19 protein-coding genes and 2 tRNA genes are annotated in these 21822 nt (G+C 58.8%); 3 read left to right on the forward strand and 18 right to left on the reverse strand.

The annotated features are described in order from the left end of the window. Positions 1 to 26 precede the first annotated feature (26 nt). Positions 27 to 1052 (forward strand): type II asparaginase, encoded by a 1026-nt coding sequence (locus tag GTP46_RS20500; RefSeq protein ID WP_161008509.1) that lies wholly within the window; start codon positions 27 to 29, stop codon positions 1050 to 1052. 3 nt (positions 1053 to 1055) lie between these two features. Here the strand turns inward: GTP46_RS20500 and GTP46_RS20505 are convergent, their stop codons facing one another. Then, complete coding sequence (locus GTP46_RS20505; protein WP_161008475.1) at positions 1056 to 1679, reverse strand: flavin reductase family protein; 624 nt, start codon at positions 1677 to 1679, stop codon at positions 1056 to 1058. Positions 1680 to 1732: 53 nt separating this feature from the next. Between GTP46_RS20505 and GTP46_RS20510 the strand changes: the two genes are divergently transcribed. Continuing rightward, positions 1733 to 2236, forward strand: coding sequence for a GNAT family N-acetyltransferase (locus GTP46_RS20510; RefSeq protein ID WP_229259037.1), 504 nt, complete (start codon positions 1733 to 1735; stop codon positions 2234 to 2236). Positions 2237 to 2368: 132 nt separating this feature from the next. Here the strand turns inward: GTP46_RS20510 and GTP46_RS20515 are convergent, their stop codons facing one another. From GTP46_RS20515 to GTP46_RS20550, 8 genes are all read right to left on the reverse strand, one after another. Next, positions 2369 to 2785 (reverse strand): DUF6691 family protein, encoded by a 417-nt coding sequence (locus GTP46_RS20515; RefSeq protein WP_161008476.1) that lies wholly within the window; start codon positions 2783 to 2785, stop codon positions 2369 to 2371. Continuing rightward, positions 2782 to 3207, reverse strand: coding sequence for a YeeE/YedE family protein (locus GTP46_RS20520; RefSeq protein WP_161008477.1), 426 nt, complete (start codon positions 3205 to 3207; stop codon positions 2782 to 2784). Before GTP46_RS20520 ends, GTP46_RS20515 begins: the two co-directional genes overlap by 4 nt. Before the next feature lie 481 nt (positions 3208 to 3688). Continuing rightward, positions 3689 to 3765, reverse strand: a tRNA-Arg gene (locus GTP46_RS20525). 72 nt (positions 3766 to 3837) lie between these two features. Then, positions 3838 to 3914 (reverse strand) — tRNA-Pro (locus GTP46_RS20530). 72 nt (positions 3915 to 3986) lie between these two features. Continuing rightward, positions 3987 to 5336, reverse strand: a complete 1350-nt coding sequence (glmM, locus tag GTP46_RS20535) for a phosphoglucosamine mutase (protein WP_161008478.1) — start codon at positions 5334 to 5336, stop codon at positions 3987 to 3989. A gap of 25 nt (positions 5337 to 5361) precedes the next feature. After that, entirely contained in the window at positions 5362 to 6201 is an 840-nt protein-coding gene (gene folP, locus GTP46_RS20540) for a dihydropteroate synthase (protein ID WP_161008479.1), read from the reverse strand. Between the two features lie 70 nt (positions 6202 to 6271). Next, positions 6272 to 8155, reverse strand: coding sequence for an ATP-dependent zinc metalloprotease FtsH (gene ftsH, locus GTP46_RS20545; protein ID WP_161008480.1), 1884 nt, complete (start codon positions 8153 to 8155; stop codon positions 6272 to 6274). A 194-nt stretch (positions 8156 to 8349) separates the two neighbouring features. Further along, positions 8350 to 9042, reverse strand: coding sequence for an RlmE family RNA methyltransferase (locus GTP46_RS20550; RefSeq protein ID WP_161008481.1), 693 nt, complete (start codon positions 9040 to 9042; stop codon positions 8350 to 8352). A gap of 44 nt (positions 9043 to 9086) precedes the next feature. Between GTP46_RS20550 and yhbY the strand changes: the two genes are divergently transcribed. Further along, entirely contained in the window at positions 9087 to 9551 is a 465-nt protein-coding gene (gene yhbY / locus GTP46_RS20555; RefSeq protein WP_161008482.1) for a ribosome assembly RNA-binding protein YhbY, read from the forward strand. 48 nt (positions 9552 to 9599) lie between these two features. Here the strand turns inward: yhbY and GTP46_RS20560 are convergent, their stop codons facing one another. The 9 genes from GTP46_RS20560 to GTP46_RS20600 all read right to left on the reverse strand — a co-directional run bounded on the left by GTP46_RS20560 (position 9600) and on the right by GTP46_RS20600 (position 21793). Further along, on the reverse strand, positions 9600 to 10079 hold the full coding sequence (locus tag GTP46_RS20560) for a DUF4149 domain-containing protein (RefSeq protein ID WP_161008483.1): 480 nt from the start codon (positions 10077 to 10079) through the stop codon (positions 9600 to 9602). Beyond that, positions 10079 to 10555, reverse strand: coding sequence for a transcription elongation factor GreA (greA, locus tag GTP46_RS20565; protein ID WP_161008484.1), 477 nt, complete (start codon positions 10553 to 10555; stop codon positions 10079 to 10081). The genes GTP46_RS20560 and greA overlap by 1 nt, the downstream gene beginning before the upstream one ends. A 101-nt stretch (positions 10556 to 10656) precedes the next feature. Next, the gene (gene carB, locus GTP46_RS20570; protein ID WP_161008485.1) at positions 10657 to 13875 is read right to left on the reverse strand and encodes a carbamoyl-phosphate synthase large subunit; all 3219 of its coding nucleotides are present in this window, start codon (positions 13873 to 13875) and stop codon (positions 10657 to 10659) included. Further along, positions 13876 to 15039 (reverse strand): glutamine-hydrolyzing carbamoyl-phosphate synthase small subunit, encoded by a 1164-nt coding sequence (gene carA, locus GTP46_RS20575; protein WP_161008486.1) that lies wholly within the window; start codon positions 15037 to 15039, stop codon positions 13876 to 13878. It lies immediately after the preceding gene. A 204-nt stretch (positions 15040 to 15243) separates the two neighbouring features. Beyond that, on the reverse strand, positions 15244 to 15936 hold the full coding sequence (locus GTP46_RS20580) for a LamG-like jellyroll fold domain-containing protein (RefSeq protein ID WP_161008487.1): 693 nt from the start codon (positions 15934 to 15936) through the stop codon (positions 15244 to 15246). Between the two features lie 123 nt (positions 15937 to 16059). Further along, the gene (locus GTP46_RS20585; protein ID WP_161008488.1) at positions 16060 to 16470 is read right to left on the reverse strand and encodes a GlcG/HbpS family heme-binding protein; all 411 of its coding nucleotides are present in this window, start codon (positions 16468 to 16470) and stop codon (positions 16060 to 16062) included. Between the two features lie 10 nt (positions 16471 to 16480). Next, the gene (locus GTP46_RS20590; protein ID WP_161008489.1) at positions 16481 to 17398 is read right to left on the reverse strand and encodes a patatin-like phospholipase family protein; all 918 of its coding nucleotides are present in this window, start codon (positions 17396 to 17398) and stop codon (positions 16481 to 16483) included. Between the two features lie 67 nt (positions 17399 to 17465). Then, the gene (locus GTP46_RS20595) at positions 17466 to 18827 is read right to left on the reverse strand and encodes a Gfo/Idh/MocA family protein (protein WP_161008490.1); all 1362 of its coding nucleotides are present in this window, start codon (positions 18825 to 18827) and stop codon (positions 17466 to 17468) included. Between the two features lie 14 nt (positions 18828 to 18841). Continuing rightward, positions 18842 to 21793: a TonB-dependent receptor plug domain-containing protein gene (locus GTP46_RS20600; protein ID WP_161008491.1), complete on the reverse strand. Its 2952-nt coding sequence runs from the start codon at positions 21791 to 21793 to the stop codon at positions 18842 to 18844. Positions 21794 to 21822: the final 29 nt, after the last annotated feature.

Consider the following 21822-nt stretch of genomic DNA (forward strand, 5'->3'; position numbering starts at 1 on the left):
GGCGTGAAGCCGTGCTGGCCTGCGCAATGCTGCTCAGCTCCTATGCCGGGGCAGCAGAAAAACTGGCCCACGTGACCATTTTGGCGACCGGTGGCACCATCGCTGGCAGCGGCGCCACCAGCACCACCACGGTCGGCTACACCGCCGCCACCGTCGGCGTGGAGCGCCTGATCGCCGCCGTGCCGGAACTGGCCAAGGTGGCTGACGTCAAGGGCGAGCAAGTGTTCCAGATCGCCAGCGAAAACATGAGCAACGAGCACTGGCTGAAACTGGCCAAGCGCGTCAATACGCTGCTGGCGCAGCCGGATGTGGACGGCATCGTCATCACCCACGGCACCGACACGCTGGAAGAAACCGCCTACTTCCTCGACCTGACCGTGAAGAGCAAGAAGCCTGTGGTGCTGGTGGGCGCCATGCGTCCCGGCACCGCACTGTCGGCTGACGGCCCGATCAATCTGTACAACGCCGTGCTGCTGGCCGCCAGCCAGGAAGCTGTTGGCAAGGGCGTGCTGGTCGCCATGAACGACCAGATCCACGCTGCGCGCGATGTCACCAAGACCAACACCTCCACCCCGGACAGCTTCAAGACCCCGGAACTGGGCATGCTGGGCTACATCCAGGGTAACAAGCCGTACTTCTACCACGTGTCGGCCCGCAAAAACACGGTCGACACCGAATTCGACATCAGCAGGCTGGACGCGCTGCCGCAAGTGGACATCGTCTACGGCTACGCCAACGTCAGCCCGGTAGCGCTGAATGCGGTGGTTGCCGCCGGCGCCAAAGGCATCATCCACGCTGGTGTGGGCGATGGCAGCCTGGCGTCGTCGGTCAAGACCAGCCTGGAGGCGGCGCGCAAGCAAGGCGTGCTGATTGTGCGTTCCAGCCGCGTCGGCCAGGGCATTGTGGCGCGCAACGGCGAAGCCAATGACGACGAGCTGGACTTCGTGGCGTCGGATACGCTGAATCCGCAAAAAGCCCGCATCCTGCTGATGCTGGCACTGACCAAGACCAGCGACAGCAAGCAGATCCAGCGCATGTTCTACACCTATTGATCGTTACGGATAATTTGGCCGCGTCATGCGGAACAAGTTATCCGGCGTGATCTCGAAGTAATCGGCCGGGCCGCCGCCACGCAAGATGGTGTGCGAACCGGCCGTGTCGTATATGCCGTCGCGCAGCAGGTTTTGTGCGATGTGCACGCCTACCACCTCTCCCAGAATCAGCCAGCTATTGGTCTCTGCACCGGACGCGCCTTGCAGGCGGATGATCTGGCTGCACTTGCATTCAAACGACACCGGACTTTCCGTCACACGCGGCACGCCGACGATGCGCGATGGCGCGGTCTTCAGGCCGGCCAACTGGAATTCATCCACTTCCGGCGGCGCGGCGGCGCAACTGGCGTTCATCGCGTCGGCCAGCGGGCGCGTGGCCAGGTTCCAGACGAATTCCCCGGTCTCTTCGACATTGCGTAGCGTGTCTTTGCGTCCTAAACTGGCAAAGCCGATCAGCGGCGGCGTGTAGTTGAAAGCGTTGAAGAAGCTGTACGGTGCAAGATTGAGCGTACCGTCGGCAGCGCGGGTGGAAATCCAGCCGATCGGGCGCGGGCCGACAATGGCGTTGAAGGGATCATGCGGCAGGCCGTGGCCGAGCGCCGGTTCATAAAAGTATTGCTTGTCCATGCCCCATTGTCGCATAGGGGCACAAGAAACAATTTATACAAATCGATCATTGCATGCCAATCGTGCGCACCGCAGTATACGTGGATCACCTAGCAGGAAAAGGTACCATGGATCTCGACTTGCAATTTCGCCTGCTGAAAACAGCACCCGCCACCAAGGTTTTAATGGCATTCCGGCGCGATGCCGGTGCCAAAGGTGCGCTGTCCCAGCCCACCGCTGCCGATCCGCGCGGCAAAGTCCAGTGGGTGTCAGTGGAATTGAAAAACAAACAGATCGGCATCGCCCGGATGGAAATGGCGGCGCCGGAGTTTTGTTTTGTGTCGGAGCTCATCATTTTGAGCGAATATCGCGGCCAGGGCATAGGCCACTGGATCATGAAGCGCATCGAACAGTATGCGCTGAGCATGGGAATCCGCCGCCTGCTGCTGGTGGCGGGCGAAGGCACAGACAACTTCTACAAATCGCAGTCCTTCATTTCGGATCCCTTCATGCCGCGCATGCTGCGCAAGGAAATCAATCCTTTCCAGCCGAAGATGTTTGCGCTGCAACTCCACTAACGTTTAGCGCTTCGGTTCGCCAGGTTGTTAACAAATTCTGTGGATAAGGCTGTTAACAAAGCCCAGGGCCGAGGCTCAAGCTCTTGTTCTGAAAGGATAAAGTTTCACTGCGCATTTTTTCCGCAGCTGAACTTATCCACCGCGTAGGCGCTCAATCAATTCATACAACGCCATGCCTGCCAACATGGCGGCGACGAAAATGATGGCTTTCGGCAAGCCCATGCCAACACCCACCAGTGCGGGGCCGGGGCAGAACCCAGCGATGCCCCAGCCGATGCCAAACATCGCGGAACCAATCACCAGGCGACGGTCTATTTGAGTCGCGGTCGGCAATTTCATTTCTGCCCCCAACAAAGTCGTCTTGCGCGATTTTGCCCAGAGAAAAGCAAAGAACCCCACGCCAATTGCACCGCCCATGACAAACATCAGGGATGGATCCCATTTACCAGCCAAATCAAGAAAACCTAATACCTTGGCCGGATTCGCCATACCGGAAATAATCAAGCCTATGCCGAAGATCAGCCCAGCTAAAAAAGAAACGAATATCATAAGTGGCGCACCAAAAATACTGCAATAAACCCTGCAGCCATAAAAATCAGGGTGGCAATAATTGAACGCGGGGAAAGCCGGGATATTCCACACACCCCATGGCCGCTGGTACAACCGGAGCCATAGCGCGTCCCGATGCCAACAATTAAACCCGCAATAATCAAAGTCGCAGTATCGGCATCAACCTGAATTTCAGGCAGTTTGAAAAACAAACCATATATTAATGGTGCACCAATCAGTCCAGCTATAAACGCCAGCCGCCAAGCCGTGTCGCCGCGTATCGGTTTAATCAGGCCGCCAATAATTCCGCTAATACCAGCAATTCGGCCATTGAAGATAACAAATACTGCGACAGCCAAGCCGATCAGCACTCCTCCCGCCAGCGCAGCGCCGGGAGTAAAAACGTTCCAGTCAATAGTCATTCAGCTCTCCTCAAAGCCGGCGGCAACACTTTCCCTCACGCCGGGCCAGGAGAGTATGCCAGAAATGAGCGACAACACGCTAATTTTTGGCATAATGAGGTGTCGTAGTGGATTCAGCCTTTTATATTAATAATCAAAAAATACGCAATGTCAAAAGCTCCCAAATTCCCTGGCCCATTAACTGCGCGTGGCGCCGTACTGGCGGTATTATTATCCGATGCTGACCAAACCGGAGCCGAACCGCTACAAGGCCGTACCTCCCTCGCCGCTATCGTTAAAACATTAAAGCGCAAATACCATTGGCCAATTGAATCCAGCAGTTTCCCTTCTAATGCCAGTGATGGACGTGCTACTTGGGCTACGGTATATAGCCTGCCAGCGGCATCAGTGGCTAAAGCCTTGAATAATGGTGGGCGTGAATGGCTGGAACGCCGGGCGAGTGCAAAGACATATTGAGCGATGCATTAAGTCTTGGATTATCTGGCCTGCCCAGCTGGGTTCGAACCAGCGACCCCAAGCTTAGAAGGCTTGTGCTCTATCCAACTGAGCTATGGGCAGAAAGACGCCACAGGAATCTGCGGCGGAAATGAAAAAAGGGCTGTCTGAAAGACAGCCCTTTTTTGAAGTTCTTGGTCGGAGTACAAGGATTCGAACCTTGGACCCCCTGGTCCCAAACCAGGTGCGCTACCGGGCTGCGCTACACTCCGAAGACCAGTATTCTAATCGTTATCACCGATTCCGTCAATCAAAGCACCTGATTTAATTATAGTGCTGAAATTTCAGGCTGCCAGCTGGCTTTCCATCTTGTCGGCAATGCGGCGTGCCATCGACTGTGCGTCGTCGGCGTTGCGCGCTTCCACCATCACACGGATCAGCGGTTCGGTGCCCGAAGCGCGGATCAGCACGCGGCCGCTATCGCCCAGCTCAGCCTCAACCTTGGCTTTTTCCGCCACCATGGCCGCATTCTTGGTCCAGTCGAAACCGGCCGCCACGCGCACGTTGATCAGGGTCTGCGGGAAGATGGTCAGGTCGGCACAGCATTGTTCCAGGGACTTGCCGGCGCGCTTCAGCGCTGACAGCACTTGCAGCGCGGAAATGATGCCGTCGCCGGTGGTGTGCTTGTCGAGCGCCAGCAGGTGGCCCGAGCCCTCGCCGCCCAGGATCCAGCCGTTTTCCTGCATCACTTCCAGCACGTAGCGGTCGCCCACCTTGGCGCGCGCGAAGCCGATGCCTTTCTGTTTCAGCGCCACTTCGACCGCCATATTGGTCATCAGCGTGCCAACCGCACCGGCGACCGGGCCGGTAGCCAGGCGATCCATGACCATCAGGTACAGCAGCTCGTCGCCGTTGTACAGGCGGCCATTGGCGTCGCACATGATGAGGCGGTCGGCATCGCCGTCCAGCGCAATGCCGAGATCAGCACCGTGCGCCTGTACAGCAGCAGCCATCGCTTTCGGCGCAGTAGCGCCGTGCTCAAGGTTGATGTTAAAACCGTCCGGCTTGTTGCCGATGGCGATCACTTCCGCGCCCAGTTCGTGGAACACGTGCGGTGCGATGTTGTAGGCCGCGCCGTGGGCGCAATCAACCACTACTTTCAGGCCGCGCAGGTCCAGCTCGTTCGGGAAGGTGCTCTTGCAGAATTCAATGTAGCGGCCTTGTGCATCGTCCAGGCGCTTGGCGCGGCCCAGTTTTTCCGACGGCACGCAGTTCATCGGCTGATCCAGCTCGGCTTCGATGTCCAGCTCGACCGAATCCGGCAGCTTGGCGCCCTGGGCCGAGAAGAATTTGATGCCGTTGTCCTGGAACGGGTTATGCGAGGCCGAAATCACCACGCCGGCCGACAGGCGCAGCGCGCGGGTCAGGTAGGCAATCGCCGGGGTCGGCATCGGGCCGGCCAGCATGACGTCGACACCGGCGGCCGAAAAGCCCGCTTCCAGCGCCGCTTCCAGCATGTAGCCGGAGATGCGGGTGTCTTTGCCGATCAGGACGGTTGGACGGCCAGTACCACTGCGCTTGCTGGCCAGTACCTTGCCGGCCGCATAGCCGAGGCGCATGACAAAGTCAGGGGTGATCGGTGCTTCGCCGACCAGGCCACGGATACCATCGGTGCCAAAATATTTACGTGTCATTGTGTACTCTTAATCGTTATTGGTTTTACTGTGCCGCGTGCCATACTTTCAGCGCATCCACGGTCTCAGCCACATCGTGCACCCGCACAATCAGCGCGCCTTGCGCCACCGCAGCCAATGCGCCGCCGACGCTGCCTGCCATGCGTTTTTCCACCGGTTTGCCAGTCACCGCGCCCACCATGGCCTTGCGCGACAGGCCAGCCAACAGCGGCATGTCGAGCTCGGCGATCAGCCGGGATGTAGATTTTAGCAACGTGTAATTATGCTCTACCGTCTTGCCAAAACCAAGGCCGGGATCGATACAAATGCGGCGCGGATCAATGCCTGCCGCCAGCATCGCCTCGATACGCTCGCGCAGGAAGGCGATCACCTCGGCCACCACGTCGGTATAAGACGGCGCCAGCTGCATATGCTGCGGATCGCTTTGCATGTGCATGATACACAACGCGCAATCGCTGTCGCGCACGGCTTCGATGGCGCCCGGCGCACGGAAGCCATTGATATCGTTGATCATGTCGACGCCGGCGATGATGGCTTCGCGCATCACCTGCGGCTTATAGGTATCGACCGAGATGGCCGGGCCCATGTCGCGCACTGCATACAGCACCGGCATCACGCGCTGCAGCTCGTCTTCGAGCGACACCGGCGGCGAGCCGGGGCGGGTCGATTCGCCGCCCACGTCGATAATGTCGACACCCGCCTCGATCATTTCCTCGGCATGCGAGATGGCGAATTCCAGCGCCTGGTAATTGCCACCATCGGAAAAGGAATCGGGCGTCACGTTGAGGATACCCATCACACGGGCACGTACGCCCTGCCCCCGCCACGGGTAATTAAAACGGCCAAACTGTAAGGTAGATTGCATGTGGAACAGGAATGAAAAAGGGCGAGGATTGCTCCTCACCCTTGGTAGTTGATGCCGTGCCGCGTGGCGATTAAGCCGGTGCGGTCACGCTAGGCGAAACGCCGCTGCCGCCATCGCCCGGAGGCTGTTTGCGGATCGTCACGCCGGCTTTTGGCGGACGCGGCTCCAGACCGGCCATGATGTCGTTAATTTGGTCTGCGTCAATGGTTTCCCACTCCAGCAGCGCTTTGGTCATGACTTCGACCTTGTCGCGGTTTTCTTCCAGCAGCTTGCGGGCCAGCGCATATTGCGTGTCCAGGATGTTGCGGATTTCCGCATCCACTTTCTGCTGCGTGGCTTCCGAGATGGTCTTGTTGCTGCCGCCCATGAAGCCGTCGTTCTGGGTATCTTCGTACACCATCACGCCCAGCGCATCGGACATACCGAACTTGGTCACCATCGAACGGGCCAGCTTGGTAGCGCGCGAGAAATCGTTCGAAGCGCCAGTCGACATTTGGCCGACGAAGATCTCTTCTGCGATACGGCCGCCGAACAGGATGGAAATTTCTTCCAGCATCTTGTCCTTGTAGCCCGAAATATTGTCGTGCTCAGGCAACTGCCAGGTCAGGCCCAGTGCCCAGCCGCGCGGCATGATGGTGACCTTGTGAACAGGGTCAGCTTTCGGCAACAGCTTGGCAACCACAGCGTGGCCAGACTCATGGTAAGCGGTATTACGACGCTCGTCCTCTCGGATGACCATCGATTTACGCTCAGGACCCATGTAGATCTTGTCCTTGGCATCTTCGAAGTCCTGCATATCGACCAAGCGCTTGGAACGGCGCGCAGCAAACAGCGCAGCTTCGTTGACCAGGTTAGCCAGGTCCGCGCCCGAGAAGCCAGGCGTACCACGGGCCAGAATATCGGCCTTGACGTCGGTGCCAATCGGCACTTTGCGCATGTGCACGTTCAGAATCTGCTCACGGCCACGAATGTCCGGCAGGCCGACAGTCACTTGGCGGTCGAAACGGCCCGGACGCAGCAGCGCTTTGTCCAGCACGTCAGCACGGTTGGTGGCAGCGATCACGATCACGCCGGACTGGGCTTCGAAGCCGTCCATCTCAACCAGCAACTGGTTCAGGGTCTGTTCGCGCTCGTCGTTACCACCGCCCATGCCGGCGCCGCGATGGCGGCCAACTGCGTCGATCTCGTCAATGAAGATGATGCAAGGCGAATGCTTCTTGGCGTTCTCGAACATATCGCGCACGCGGCTTGCGCCCACGCCGACGAACATCTCGACGAAGTCAGAACCGGAAATCGAGAAGAACGGCACTTTGGCTTCACCCGCGATGGCACGTGCCAGCAGGGTTTTACCAGTACCTGGAGGGCCCACCATCAGCACGCCGCGTGGAATACGGCCGCCCAGTTTCTGGAACTTGCTTGGATCTTTCAGGAAGTCGACGATCTCGCCCACTTCTTCCTTGGCTTCGTCGCAGCCTGCCACGTCGGACAGGGTGACGGTGTTATTGGTTTCATCCATCATGCGCGCCTTCGACTTACCGAAGGAGAAGGCGCCGCCCTTGCCACCGCCCTGCATCTGTCGCATGAAGAAAATCCACACGCCGATCAGCAGCAGCATCGGGAACCAGGACACAAATACCGTCTGCAGGAACGAAGGCTCTTCAGGCGGTTTGATGTCGAAACGCACGCCGTTGTCGCGCAGGTCGCCGATCAGGCCGCGGTCAAGCAGCGTGGCGGTGGTGCGGACTTTGGTATCGTCGCTGCGGGTGGCGGTGATATTGCCGCCTTCAATCACGACATCCTTGATGCGCTTGGCTTTCACGTCATCCAGCAGGTCAGAATAAGCGATCGCTTTGGCTCCGCCCGCCACGCCGTGGTTGTCAAACTGCTTGTACAGCATAAGCAGGAGCAGTACTACGACTACCCAGATGGCTGATTTGGAAAACATGTTATTCACGAAAACTCCTTGGATGCAAGCGCATCGATAAACCTGGCTGAAATTCGATTTTACCCGCAATAGGCAGGCGGTGCCAGAACCCTGCCGTGCGCCAGCTTAAAACTGGCTGAAAAGCTTATTATTTGAGCAAAAACACGCTTAATCAAGATAAAACTGCTGCTCCGGAGCTTAATTTGCGGGTTGTTCTGCAAATATCAAGGGTGCCAACCCTCGGAATCGAGCGGCTGGGCAGACGCCATGCCATCACTCGGGTTTTTCAAACCACGGCCCAGCAGGAAAATCTCGGACGATTTGTCGCGACTGGCTTTCGGCTTCTTCTGGATCACGGTTTTAAATTCGGCACGGAATTTAAGCACGATGTCATTGAAACCCATGTCTTTAAAACACTTCACCAGCAGCGAGCCGTCAGGCTTCAAATGGGCTTGCGAGAATTCGATGGCCAAGTCGATCAGGTGTTCCATGCGCGCGGCATCGGAATCGTGGATACCGGACAGGTTGGGCGCCATATCCGACAACACAAGGTCAACCCGCGCGCCCTGCACCACCGCCTCCAGCTGTTGCAACACATCCGCTTCGCGGAAGTCACCCTGGATAAAGTGGAAATCGGCAATCGGCTCCATCGGCAGCATGTCGAGGCCGATCAGGGTGCCATTAATGCCGCCACCCTCCTTGCCAGCCAGCTTACGGCGGACGTATTGGCCCCAGCTACCCGGCGTGCAGCCGAGGTCGACAATGGTCTGGCCAGGTTTGATGAGTTTCTCGTCCTCGTCGATCTCTTTCAGCTTGAAAGCCGCACGGGCGCGATAGCCCTCTTTCTGGGCCATTTTCACGTAAGGATCGTTAATATGGTCGTGAATCCAGTTTTTGTTTATTTTGTTCTTAGCCATTCGCGTAGAATACTGCCTTTAAGGAACCTACAAAAAGAAATTTTATGATCAAACTTACCCCCGTTGAGCGCACCGCCCTGCGCGCCGAAGCCCACGGCCTGAAACCTATCGTCCTGATCGGCTCCGATGGCCTGACTGCCAACGTTATCAAAGAGATCTCGCTGGGTCTGGATTCTCACGGCCTGATTAAAGTCCGTGTATTCGGCGATGACCGCGAAGCGCGTATCGCGATGTACGAAACCATCTGCGAGCAGCTGAAAGCGGCGCCAGTGCAGCACATCGGCAAACTGCTGGTGCTGTACCGTCCGAAAGTGGAAACGGAAAAAGCCCGTTCGACTTCCGGCAAAGGCATGCGCGAAGTCACCATCGTCAAAGCCAGCGCCAGCGGCACCAAGCGTCCGTCGGTCACCAAAGTACTGCTGAAGGGGAATGAACGTGTAACCCAAGGTGGTAACATCAAGCGCGCCAAGGCACGCCAGAAGTCGACCAAGAAGACTGTATTGAGCTGATACGGTATCGCTCCCGCACCAGCGGGAGCGAAGTTTGACTGCTTTGTTTTACTGCTTCACTACCAGCCAAGCGGCTAGCAGGCTTTGCACCAGGTAGATCGCACTCGAAATGCCGTGCAAGATACCGAATTCATTACGCGCGGCGCCTTCCATCACACCGCCCGGCCCTGCTGCAGCACGCAGCGACGCCATCATCGGCTGCAGGCCGAAATGCGACACCAGCGTACATCCCAGCATCACCAGCACAATCAACAGCAAAGTACGGCGCGCCTTGGCCGCCATATTCGCCGCCGGTCCGGCAAAAATGCCGCCGGTGCTGGTCTGGGTCGCCCATAGCAACGCCAGCATCACCAGCGCGCAGGCGATCGACAGCCAGGCTTGATTCTTAAACAGGCTGGCGGCAATAGTGCCAGCCAATACGCGATCACTCAGCGTAGCAAACAGGGTCGGTGCGGCCAGATAACCCACCGCCCATAAACTGCCGGCCCACAGGGTCGCGACTAGTAAACGTGTGCGGGCGAGTAGCATCAGACGTAACGCACTTCCAGGATTTCGTATTCACGCGGGCCCGATGGGGCCTGCACTTCCACCACGTCGCCGGCCGATTTGCCGATCAGCGCGCGGGCGATCGGCGAGGTCACTGACACTTTGCTCAGTTTCAGGTCCGCTTCGTCAGTGCCGACGATCTGGTAGCTCACCTTGGCGCCCGACTCCAGGTCTTCCAGGTCCACGGTAGCAGCGAACACTACGCGGCCTTCAGCATCCAGCGTGGTCGGATCGATGATCTGCGCCGCGCTCAGCTTGCCTTCCAGTTCCGCGATGCGGCCTTCCACGAACGCCTGGCGTTCCTTGGCAGCATCGTACTCGGCGTTTTCCGACAGGTCGCCGTGCGAGCGTGCTTCGGCAATCGCGTCGATCACGATACGGCGTTCTTTGGTCTTCAACTGGTGCAGCTCATCTTTCAAGAGCTCGGCGCCGAATTTGGTAAGTGGAACTGAAGTCATGTTATTTATTTACTCTGTTTTTACAATGGAAAACCACAGAGGCCGCGCCGTACTGCCTGCGCGAGCTCTGTGGTCCGGGTACTACCTAAACCTATTAGGGCTTAGTGTAAGGTTTTATGCAGCCCTTGTAAATCGTACACTTGCAATTCGTCGAGATGACGGATGCCTTCCACTGCCGCTTCAGCGCCGGCGATGGTGGTGTACGTGGTCACGCGCGATGCCAGCGACGAGGTGCGGATGGCACGCGAGTCGGTAATGGCGCTGCGTTTCTCCTCCACCGTGTTGATGACCAGGACCACTTCGTGGTTCTTGATCATGTCGACCACGTGCGGACGGCCTTCCGCTACTTTGTTGACCGGGGTGACTGGAATACCAGCCGCCGCGATCACCGCTGCGGTGCCCTTGGTGGCAGCCAGGGTGAAGCCCATATCGACCAGGTCACGCGCCACTTTCACAGCGCGCGGCTTGTCCGACGATTTCACCGACAGGAATACCTTGCCCGATTTCGGCAGCTTGACGCCAGCGCCCAGTTGCGATTTCACGAAGGCTTCGCCGAAGGTTTTACCAACGCCCATCACTTCACCGGTCGATTTCATCTCTGGGCCGAGGATGGTGTCCACGCCAGGGAATTTCACGAACGGGAACACGGCTTCTTTCACGCTGAAGTAAGGCGGCACCACTTCTTTGGTGATGCCCTGGTCTGCCAGCTTCTGGCCGACCATGCAGCGCGCGGCGATCTTGGCCAGCTGCAGGCCGGTCGCTTTCGACACGTAAGGCACGGTACGCGATGCACGTGGGTTCACTTCCAGCACGTAGACAACATCCTTGCCATCTTGTTTCTGGATCGCGAACTGCACGTTCATCAGGCCGACCACGTTCAGGCCTTTGGCCATCAGCGAAGTTTGACGCTTCAGTTCATCGATGGTCTCTTGCGCCAGCGAGTACGGAGGCAGCGAGCAGGCCGAGTCGCCCGAGTGGACGCCAGCTTGTTCGATGTGTTCCATCACGCCGCCGATGAAGGTGGTTTCGCCGTCCGAGATGCAGTCCACGTCGCACTCGATCGCGTCGTTCAGGAAGCGGTCCAGCAGCACTGGCGAGTCGTTCGATACTTTGACGGCTTCGCGCATGTAGCGCTCGAGGTCACGCTGCTCGTGGACGATTTCCATCGCGCGGCCACCCAGCACGTAGGAAGGACGCACCACCAGCGGGTAGCCAATTTCTTGTGCCAGCGCCAGCGCGTCAGTTTCGGTACGCGCGGTGCGGTTAGGCGGTTGACGCAGATTCAGATCGTGCAGCAGCTTCTGGAAGCGCTCACGGTCTTCAGCCGCATCGATCATGTCTGGCGAGGTGCCGACGATAGGTACGCCATTGGCTTCCAGGTCCAGCGCCAGTTTCAATGGGGTCTGGCCGCCGTACTGCACGATCACGCCAACTGGTTTTTCCAGCTCGACGATTTCCAGCACATCTTCCAGCGTCAGCGATTCGAAGTACAGGCGATCCGAGGTATCGTAGTCGGTCGACACGGTCTCTGGATTGCAGTTGACCATGATGGTCTCGTAGCCGTCTTCACGCATTGCCAGCGCAGCGTGTACGCAGCAGTAGTCGAACTCAATACCCTGGCCAATACGGTTAGGGCCACCGCCCAGCACCATAATCTTCTTCTTGTCAGTCGGATTCGACTCGCATTCCTCGTCGTAGGTCGAGTACATATACGCGGTGTTGGTCGCAAATTCTGCGGCGCAGGTATCAACGCGTTTGTACACCGGACGGATGTCCAGCGAGTGGCGGTACTTGCGCACTTCAGCTGGCGTGGTTTGCAGCAGGAAGGCCAGGCGGCGGTCCGAGAAACCCTTCTGTTTCAGCTTGTACAGCGTGGTCTTGTCCAGCTGTTCCAGCTTCTGGGTGTCCATCCACAGTTCCAGGTCGACGATCTCTTTAATCTGAATCAGGAACCACGGATCGATCTTGGTCAGGTTGTGCACTTCTTCCAGCGTGAAGCCTTGTGCGAACGCATCGCCCACGTACCAGATACGCTCAGGACCTGGCTCGCCCAGTTCCTCTTCGATCTTCTCGCGGTCCTTGGTTTTTTCGTTCAGGCCATCGACGCCCACTTCCAGGCCGCGCAGGGCTTTCTGGAACGATTCCTGGAAAGTGCGGCCGATCGCCATCACTTCACCGACAGATTTCATCTGGGTGGTCAGGTGGTGGTCGGCGGTTGGGAATTTCTCGAAGGTGAAGCGCGGTACCTTGGTCACGACGTAGTCGATCGAAGGTTCGAACGAGGCCGGGGTTGCGCCGCCGGTGATCTCGTTGCGCAGTTCATCCAGCGTGAAGCCCACGGCCAGTTTCGCTGCCACTTTAGCGATCGGGAAGCCGGTCGCTTTCGATGCCAGTGCCGACGAACGCGATACGCGCGGATTCATCTCGATGACGATCATGCGGCCGTCTTTCGGGTTGATCGAGAACTGCACGTTCGAACCGCCGGTGTCCACACCGATTTCACGCAGTACCGCCAGCGAGGCGTTACGCATGATTTGATATTCTTTATCGGTCAGCGTCTGTGCTGGCGCCACGGTGATCGAGTCACCGGTGTGCACGCCCATTGGGTCCAGATTTTCGATCGAGCAGATGATGATGCAGTTGTCCGCCTTGTCGCGCACCACTTCCATCTCGTACTCTTTCCAGCCCAGCAGCGATTCTTCAATCAGCAGCTCGTGGGTTGGCGAAGCTTCCAGGCCGCGCTTGCAGATCGCTTCGAATTCTTCTTCGTTGTAAGCGATACCGCCACCGCTGCCGCCCATGGTGAACGATGGACGGATGATGGTCGGGAAGCCGACGGTCTTCTGCACCGCCCACGATTCTTCCATCGAGTGCGCCACGCCGGAACGTGCCGAACCCAGGCCGATCTTGGTCATCGCATCCTTGAACTTGGAGCGGTCTTCGGCCTTGTCGATGGCTTCTGGCGTTGCACCGATCAGTTCAACCTTGTACTTATCCAGCACGCCGTTGTGGTGCAGGTCCAGCGCGCAGTTCAGCGCAGTCTGGCCACCCATGGTCGGCAGGATCGCATCCGGTTTTTCCTTGGCGATGATCTTCTCTACCACTTGCCAGGTGATCGGCTCGATGTAGGTGACGTCGGCCATTTCCGGGTCGGTCATGATGGTCGCAGGGTTGCTGTTGACCAGAATGACGCGGTAGCCTTCTTCGCGCAGCGCCTTGCAAGCCTGGGCGCCGGAGTAGTCGAATTCGCAGGCCTGGCCGATGATGATCGGGCCAGCGCCAATAATCAGGATGCTTTTAATATCAGAACGTTTTGGCATTTATTTTTTCTCCGAAGCTTCCATCAGGCCGATGAAGCGGTCAAACAGGTAAGCGACGTCAGTCGGGCCAGGCGATGCCTCAGGGTGACCCTGGAAGCAAAAGGCCGGCGTATCGGTGCGGGCGAAGCCTTGCAGCGAACCGTCGAACAGCGACACGTGAGTCACGCGGCAGTTGGCCGGCAGCGTGTTCGGGTCAACTGCGAAGCCGTGGTTCTGGGACGTGATCAGCACTTGTTTGCTGTCCAGGTCTTGTACCGGGTGGTTGGCGCCGTGGTGGCCGAACTTCATTTTCAGGGTGGTGGCGCCGGAGGCCAGGCCCATGATCTGGTGGCCGAGGCAGATGCCGAACAACGGGATCTTCTTCTCCATGAACACCTTGGCAGCAGCGATCGCGTAGTCGCAAGGCTGCGGGTCGCCAGGACCGTTCGACAAGAACACGCCGTCCGGGTTCAGTGCCAGCACTTCTTCAGCGGTGGTTTGTGCAGGAACGACGGTCACTTTGCAGCCGCGCGAAGTCAGCATGCGCAGGATGTTTTTCTTCACGCCGAAGTTGTAGGCGACTACGTGGAACTTGGCATCGGCCAGTTTGCCGTAGCCTTCGCCCAGCGTCCATTCGGTTTCGGTGAACTCGTACTTCTCTTTCACCGTCACTACCTTGGCCAGGTCCATGCCCGACAGGCCCGGGAAGGAACGCGCCAGGTCCAGTGCTTGCGACACCGACGGCTCGTTACCTTGCGTCGCGGTGACGATGGCGCCGGATTGAGCACCCTTCTCGCGCAGGATACGGGTCAGCTTACGCGTGTCGATACCAGCGATGGCGACGATGTTCTCGGCCTTCAGGTAGTCAGACAGCGATTGCGTGGAGCGGAAATTCGAAGCGATCAGCGGCAGGTCACGGATGATTAGACCGGCTGCATGCACTTTGGTGGATTCGACGTCTTCGGGATTGATACCGTAGTTGCCAATGTGGGGATACGTCAGGGTGACGATCTGGCGGCTGTAGGAAGGATCGGTGAGGATCTCCTGGTAGCCGGTCATGGAAGTGTTAAAGACCACTTCACCGGTCGTATGGCCGGCAGCGCCGATCGAAAAACCTTTGAAAATGGTTCCGTCAGCGAGGGCCAGGATGGCTGGAACGGCGGGGCCAGAAAAAAATGGCGGCAAGGGCAACTCCTGTTAAGTTACCGTAGCTGCGCCACGTCAGACGACCGTCAAGCGACCCAGGAGCTTGCGCGCCACGGGGGAGTCGGTCAGATTGATGATGGATGAGTGGTAGTCGCTACGGTAGAGATATGATTTGGCTAAACCTTTGAATCATAACAGAATCCCCCGCCCTTGACAAGGCAGGGGCGTAGCGATTTCGCGAAGTCAGTCTTGCTTGCGACGGCGCGCGCCGCCTATCAGCGCCAGCATCCCCAGGCCGGCCGCCAGCATGGCCCCACTGGCGGGTTCCGGTACCGGCGCAGCCAGGCTGGCCACTTCGCGGGCGTCCAGCGCGCGGTCGTAGGTACGGATGTAGTCGACGCTGCCCGCCGCCGCCTCCCTCTGGGAGGTTGCATAGTCGTCGATGAAGAAGTTGGCGTCGTTGACGCCAAAATTGGCGATGCCGCCGGCGTCGTTGAACGTCCCTACCTGGCTGCCATTCATATAAATCGTCACCACCGACGCAGCATTGCGCGTCAACGTAAGGCGTGACGCCACGCCGTCCGCCGTGGTGGCGCCAAAATCGCCGACATTGTAGAAGTTCCAGTTGCTGCCGTAGGTGTACATACCGGTGTCGCTGGTCAGTGCACTGAAGTCGACTATCTTCTGCCAGCCGCTGTGGGTGTCGAAGGTGACGGCCATATCAATGGTATAGACACTGCCCAGCGTATCGTTCAGCGTCAAGCCCTGATTGGGGCCGAAGCTGTAGCTGGTAGGACCAAAAGTGCCACCATGCGACGTCAGCGCCGCACCACCAAGCGCATCGGCAGCAGAGCCATCAAGCAAATACAGGTGATCCGCCGCCCCTGCTGCACCGCTGATCGCCAGCAGAGCGGCGATCTGAATAAGCTTCCTCATCTATTTTCCCCTTGTTGTTAAACAGCGTTTTAGGGAAGTATCACAGAGGCAGCAAGCGTTAGCAATTTATCTTTTCATATTGTAAATTTAAACTGCATAGAAAAAACAAACTGGCCAAGCTTCTTAGTTCAGCGCAGCGATGCCGGCTTTTGCAATTTGTGCATCTTCGGCCGATTTCACGCCCGAGACACCCACTGCGCCGACGGTGTGGCCATCCACGATAATCGGCACGCCGCCTTCCAGCATGCCGTCGGCGACTGGCGCCGGCGCGGTCAGGAATGCGGTGCGGCCGTTGTTAATCATATCTTCATACAGCTTGGACTCGCGACGGCCCAGTGCCGACACGCGCGCCTTGGCCGGGGCGATGTGCGACGACAGCGGGTTGGCCCCATCCTGGCGTTGGAGCCACAGCAGGTGGCCACCGTCGTCGACGATGGCGATGACCACTGGCCAGTTATTCGCCACGGCTTCCGTTTCAGCGGCGGCGGCGATTTTTTTCACGTCGGCGAGCGACAAATATGGTTTGGTTTGCATAGCTACTTCCTTAAGGTCGACGTTTAGCTTCGAGTTTCTGTTTAATCTGTGCCATCACTTGTGCGGCGGCCTGCTCGCCCGCCAACACGGCCTGGTTACGGCCATTGAAGTCGTTGCCGGCCATTTTACCCAGCGGCGGCGTGATGACGATGTCCGCATCGCGCAGTTCATATTCGTTGATGCGCTGGCCCATGATGGAGAAGGTTTGCATGATCACGTCCAGCGAGCTAACAGTGGCTTGCACGTCAGCCTGCGTGGAGATATTGACGGCGATGACAAAGTCCGCGCCCATGTCGCGCGCAAAGCGCACCGGCACCGGCGCCACCAGGCCGCCATCGACATAAGTATGGCCGCTAATCGTCACCGGCTGGAACACGCCCGGCACCGCCGACGACGCGCGCACCGCCATGCCGGTATTCCCGCGCTGGAAGAGAATCGGCTTGCCGTCCTTCAGGTCCGTGGCGACTGCGCCAAATGGAATCTTCAACTTTTCCATCGGCTGGTTGTTGACCAATTTATTGATATAACTTTGCAGCGCCTCGCCTTTCAGCACACCGGTGGACTTGCGGAACAGCGGCAAGGCCCAGTCGGAAATCTGCGCTTCGTCCATGTCCATGGCCATTTTCTGCAACTGGAAGCCAGTGTTACCAGCGGCGTACAGCGCACCGACCACACTGCCCGCACTGGTGCCGACCACCACATCCGGATAAATGCCCTGCGCTTCCAGTGCCTTGATCACACCGATGTGCGCAAAGCCGCGCGCCGCACCACCGCCAAGGGCGAGGCCGATCTTGATCTTTTTCGGAGGCAGGGGCTCAGCTACAGCGACAGGCGGCTGCAATGCAGGCGTCTCGGCGACAGGAGTGGTTTTGCAGCCGGCGATGACGGCTGCAGACAGGAAGAGAAGAGCAAGACGGCGTGAAAGCATGGGCGCGAGAGGTGGATTTAAGCGCCCAGATTGTACACCGCCTTGCTGAGGCTATTATTAGCGGTGATTAATAGCGGTCATCAAACGCAAAAATCGGCTTGCGGGTCTTCCACTGGCCGGCCGTGAAGTCCGGGAAGTCCAGCGTCTGGAAGTTCTGCGCAATCGACTGCTCGGACAGCGGCGTAATGGCGCTCCACGTCACTGCGTCATAGATATCGATAGGCATCGGCGCTTCCGCCTTCAGCGCTTCGATAAACGCGTGGATCACAAAGAAGTCCATGCCGCCGTGGCCCGCACCCTCCGCCGCTTTGCCGTACTTCTTCCACAGCGGATGCTCGTACTTATCCTGCCATTGCTGGAAGTCGTCCCACTGGTGCGGTTTGCTCTTGCCTTCGATGTGGATGGAGTGGTTCACATCCATCCACAGGCCGTCCGTCCCCTGCACGCGGAAGCCCAGCGAATAAGGACGCGGCAGCGAGGTATCGTGCTGCAGGAGGATGGTCTCGCCGTTCTCGCAGGCCAGCGTGGTGGTCACCACGTCGCCAAGCTTGAAGGTGGTCTTGGCGCTCGGGTGATTCACCCCGCCCTGCTTGATAATGTAGTCATGCAGGCCGCGCGCCTTGGTGGCAAACGAATTAATCCGCGTGAATCGGTTGCCGCGATTGATGTTGGTGTACATCGCGCACGGGCCTATGCCGTGGCTCGGATACAGCTCGCCGTTGCGCTGCACCGAATGCTCCGTGCGCCAGCGCGCCTCAGACCAGCCCTTGGCGCCGTACTCGATGCCGCTGCCGTAAGGCTTGGCCGGGTCGCCATTGTTGAACTTCACCGCGCGCAGGTCGTGCTGATAGCCGCCCTGCAGGTGCACCAGCTCACCGAACACGCCGGCGCGTACCATCTGCAGCACCGCCATCACGTCGCGGCGGAAGCATACGTTCTCCAGCAGCATATATGGCGTTTGGGTTTTCAGCTGGGTGTTCAGCACATCCCAGTGGTCTTGCAGCGTGACGCCAGCCACCACCTCGCAGCCAACCGGAATCTTGGCCTGCATGGCGGCGATGGCCATCGGTGCGTGCCATTCCCACGGCGTGGCGATGATCACGCCATCAAGGCCGCCCGCATCCAGCATGCGCTTGTAGGCTTGCGGATCGCGGTCTTCGCCCCAGGTCTTCGGCTTAGCTTTATTGTGCTTGCTGACGTTGGTCAGCGCCTTGCCCAGCATGATAGGCTCGATGTCGCACAGCGCCACCACATCCACGTCGTCGCGGCGCAGCAGCTCTTGCAGCAGCACCTGACCGCGCATGCCGGTGCCGATCATGCCGATGCGGACACGCTGGCGCGTAGCTGCGAAGGCCTTCGGCAGCATCAAGCTGCCGGCCAGCGCCGCACCGGTGGTGAGGAAGTCACGTCGATTGAATTGCTTGTCCATCAGTTCTACCTTTGTTAAAAGAATTTATAGCTGGCCGAGAAGGCGTACTGGCGACCGAACAGATTTTGGCTGTGATTGTAGCCCTCCCAACCATTAGGATCGTAGTAAGGCTGCTTGTTCAGCACATTCTTGATGTTCAGGCCCAGGTCCAGATTCTTCATCGGCTTCCAGCTCAGGCCCAAGTTGACCGTGGTGTACGACGGCGCGCCATCGCACTGGTTCTTCGGCATCTCCACGCCAGCCGCCATGCAGGTGCCCGGTGCGTTGTCGGTATCCCAAGGACCGGCGGCCCACTTGGTTTTGCCGGTGTAGTTCACGAACACGCTGGTAATGAATTTCTGATACGACCAGTCAGCATTGAAGGTGGCGCGCAAGCGCGGCGAATCGTAGTAGCCCACGTAGTTGCCGGAGAAGCCGGTGCCGTCTTCACTGTTATAGGTTTCGCGGCGGCGGATGGTGGCCGAGACGCCGGTATTCAGCTTGCCCATGTCGCCGAACGAGAAGCGAGTGCGCGCATCGATGTCAACACCGTCGATCAGCGTGCGGCCACGGTTCGAGTACGAGTTAATCAAGCCGCCGATGTTACCGACCGAGTAGGTTGGCAGCGAGCCGGAACATGCGACCGCATTGGCCGGGTTCTTGCACATCGCCGCCACCGCTGCGATATTGCCGCGGTCCGCATCGCTGATCGGATTGCGGATCGCCGCGCTGGTACCGGCCAGCGTTGGACCGTATTTATCGACCAGCTGCGTGAACAGCTCATTGAAGTCCTGGCGCACGATCTCGTTGCGGCGATAGACAAACCAGTAGTCCACCGAGATGCTGACGTCCTTGGCCGGCTGCAGCACGATGCCGGCGGTGGAGATCTTGGCTTTTTCCGGACGCAGGTTCGGGTTAGGCGGCGTCAAACCACCGACCGTGGTCGAGCAGTTGGAGTTCAGCAGATTCTTACCCAGATCGACATCGGTTGGCGTAGCGGACTTCAGCAGCAGCTTGGCCATCGCATTGGTCTCGTCGCAGCGCACGGTGTCGCGAATACCGCCCACCTGCGCAAACACGCCACCGCTGCCCGATTCGGCCAGGTTAGGTGCGCGGAAGCCTTCCGAATACGTACCACGCACCAGCAACTCGGGACGCGCGCGCCATTGCACGCCCAGCTTCGGTGCGAGGTTGGCGGCAAAGTTCGGATATTTATCGAGACGCGCAGCGGCGTTCAGTTCCAGCGTATCGGTCAGCGGCACCACCACTTCGCTGAATACGGCGGAGATATTGCGCTGGCCGTCGAACCACGAACCGCCCTGCTGAGTAATCAGGCCATTGGCCGCATCCTGATTGCCCGGCGTGTAGAAGCTCTCGCGCATCAAGCTGGCGCCAAAGGCGGCGCGCACTTCACGCTCGCCCAGCTTGAAGATGGTGCCTTCCACCTTGCCGTCCCACGTCAGCAGCTTGGTCCACGACTGGATGTCGAAGGTCGGATACGCTGCGCGCAGCAGCGCGGCATTGGACTCGCTGATCTCGCCGAACTTGTAGGCCGGATTGTCCGAGATGTAGGTGCGGCCGGTGACCGCGTCTTTGGTGAAAGGGCCGAAAGCTTTTTCAAAGCCCTTGGTGTTGATATTAATGGTCTGGTACAGCGTTGAATGGCTGCCTGCCACGCTGAGCGCAGTTTCAAAGTCCCAGCCATCGCCAAAGCTGCCGCGCAGGCCAGCCAGTGCGCGATAGCTATTGTCGATATTGGTCTGGCCGAAGTGGCCGGCCGCGTCTTGCAGGAGGTAGTTCAAGCCTGCTGCGCCGCCCATCTTGGCGACCATGTCGGCATCCAGCTTGCCTTTCAGGTAGACGTTGTTCGCGCCCAGATAAGGTGTCACAAAGGTATTCAGCGTGGTGCCGGTGTTACGCGCGAACCAGTTGTTGGTGCTGCCGCTGTTGAAGGTGCGCGGACCGTTCTCGCCGCGCAGCTTGATGTGGGTGTAAGCAGTTTCCGCAAATGCCTCCAGATCGCCGCCCAACTTGATGCGGCCATTCAGGTAGCCGGTAACGCGGTCCGACGATGGGCCGGTATCCAGCGCATATGGCAGCGAGTTCCACACGCAGCGCGTGCCGGAAGCTTCGGTGATCTGGGTGGTGCAGCCGCTGACGGCGCGCTGCGTGCGGGCGTTGTTATTGTTCTTGTCGAAGACGAAGAAAGTCCCCGGATTCATCACACCCGGCTCACTGCCAACGCCGACGCGGTAGCCCGATACAAACGTCGGATTGTTATCGTAGAAAGCGCCCGGACGTTTCAGGTAAGTGTCCGCCGTCGAAATGCGGTCGCGCTGGTAAACGTTGACCGAGCCGTAGACGTTGTAGCCGTCGCTGTTCAAATCACCGAGGCCGTAGATCAAACTGCCCTGGCGCTCGCCGTACGATTTCACGCTGGGCGAGGTGTCCATATTGCCGCGCGCTTCCAGGCCTTGGTAGCTCTTCTTGGTAATCACGTTGATCACGCCTGCCACCGCATCCGAGCCATACACTGCCGACGCGCCGTCGGTCAGAATCTCCATGCGTTCGATGGCTGCGGCGGGAATCGAGTCGATGTTCACGAACATGGTCTGGAAGCCGGCCGGCGCGCCGTAGAACGACAGGCGGCGGCCGTTCAACAGCACCAGCGTGCCTTGTGCGCCAAGGCCACGCAGGTTGGCTTGCGACGCGCCGTCGGAACCGGTGAACATGGAACGGAAGTCCTGCTGTGCCGGACGCGCGGCTGGCAGATTGTCCAGCACTTGCAGCAGCGTGCGCGCGCCCATGTTCTCGATCTCTTTGGCGTCGATCACCTGCACCGGCGATGCCGTTTCAGCGTTGATGCGTTTCAGGCTGGAGCCGGTCACCTCGACTCGTACCATCTTCTCATCCTGATCCTCTGCGGCAAATGCTGCCGAGGCCAGACCCGCCGCCATCATCGCGGCTACCAGTTTTTTCATGTGCATGGTTCTCTCCCTGTTGTATATGGTTTGTT

The organism is Duganella flavida (genome assembly GCF_009857445.1).
Taxonomy (GTDB): domain Bacteria; phylum Pseudomonadota; class Gammaproteobacteria; order Burkholderiales; family Burkholderiaceae_D; genus Rugamonas; species Rugamonas flavida.

Excerpts from the sequence above, each read along its gene's own strand:
- greA (WP_161008484.1), bottom strand. The coding sequence starts at position 10,555 with ATGACTTCAGTTCCACTTACCAAATTCGGCGCCGAGCTCTTGAAAGAT.
- GTP46_RS20505 (WP_161008475.1), bottom strand. The coding sequence starts at position 1,679 with ATGGACAAGCAATACTTTTATGAACCGGCGCTCGGCCACGGCCTGCCG.
- GTP46_RS20520 (WP_161008477.1), bottom strand. The coding sequence starts at position 3,207 with ATGACTATTGACTGGAACGTTTTTACTCCCGGCGCTGCGCTGGCGGGA.
- GTP46_RS20595 (WP_161008490.1), bottom strand. The coding sequence starts at position 18,827 with ATGGACAAGCAATTCAATCGACGTGACTTCCTCACCACCGGTGCGGCG.
- GTP46_RS20580 (WP_161008487.1), bottom strand. The coding sequence starts at position 15,936 with ATGAGGAAGCTTATTCAGATCGCCGCTCTGCTGGCGATCAGCGGTGCA.
- GTP46_RS20515 (WP_161008476.1), bottom strand. The coding sequence starts at position 2,785 with ATGATATTCGTTTCTTTTTTAGCTGGGCTGATCTTCGGCATAGGCTTG.
- folP (WP_161008479.1), bottom strand. The coding sequence starts at position 6,201 with ATGCAATCTACCTTACAGTTTGGCCGTTTTAATTACCCGTGGCGGGGG.
- GTP46_RS20500 (WP_161008509.1), top strand. The coding sequence starts at position 27 with ATGCTGCTCAGCTCCTATGCCGGGGCAGCAGAAAAACTGGCCCACGTG.
- GTP46_RS20560 (WP_161008483.1), bottom strand. The coding sequence starts at position 10,079 with ATGCTACTCGCCCGCACACGTTTACTAGTCGCGACCCTGTGGGCCGGC.
- GTP46_RS20510 (WP_229259037.1), top strand. The coding sequence starts at position 1,733 with ATGCCAATCGTGCGCACCGCAGTATACGTGGATCACCTAGCAGGAAAA.
- GTP46_RS20550 (WP_161008481.1), bottom strand. The coding sequence starts at position 9,042 with ATGGCTAAGAACAAAATAAACAAAAACTGGATTCACGACCATATTAAC.
- yhbY (WP_161008482.1), top strand. The coding sequence starts at position 9,087 with ATGATCAAACTTACCCCCGTTGAGCGCACCGCCCTGCGCGCCGAAGCC.
- GTP46_RS20590 (WP_161008489.1), bottom strand. The coding sequence starts at position 17,398 with ATGCTTTCACGCCGTCTTGCTCTTCTCTTCCTGTCTGCAGCCGTCATC.
- glmM (WP_161008478.1), bottom strand. The coding sequence starts at position 5,336 with ATGACACGTAAATATTTTGGCACCGATGGTATCCGTGGCCTGGTCGGC.
- GTP46_RS20600 (WP_161008491.1), bottom strand. The coding sequence starts at position 21,793 with ATGCACATGAAAAAACTGGTAGCCGCGATGATGGCGGCGGGTCTGGCC.
- carB (WP_161008485.1), bottom strand. The coding sequence starts at position 13,875 with ATGCCAAAACGTTCTGATATTAAAAGCATCCTGATTATTGGCGCTGGC.
- GTP46_RS20585 (WP_161008488.1), bottom strand. The coding sequence starts at position 16,470 with ATGCAAACCAAACCATATTTGTCGCTCGCCGACGTGAAAAAAATCGCC.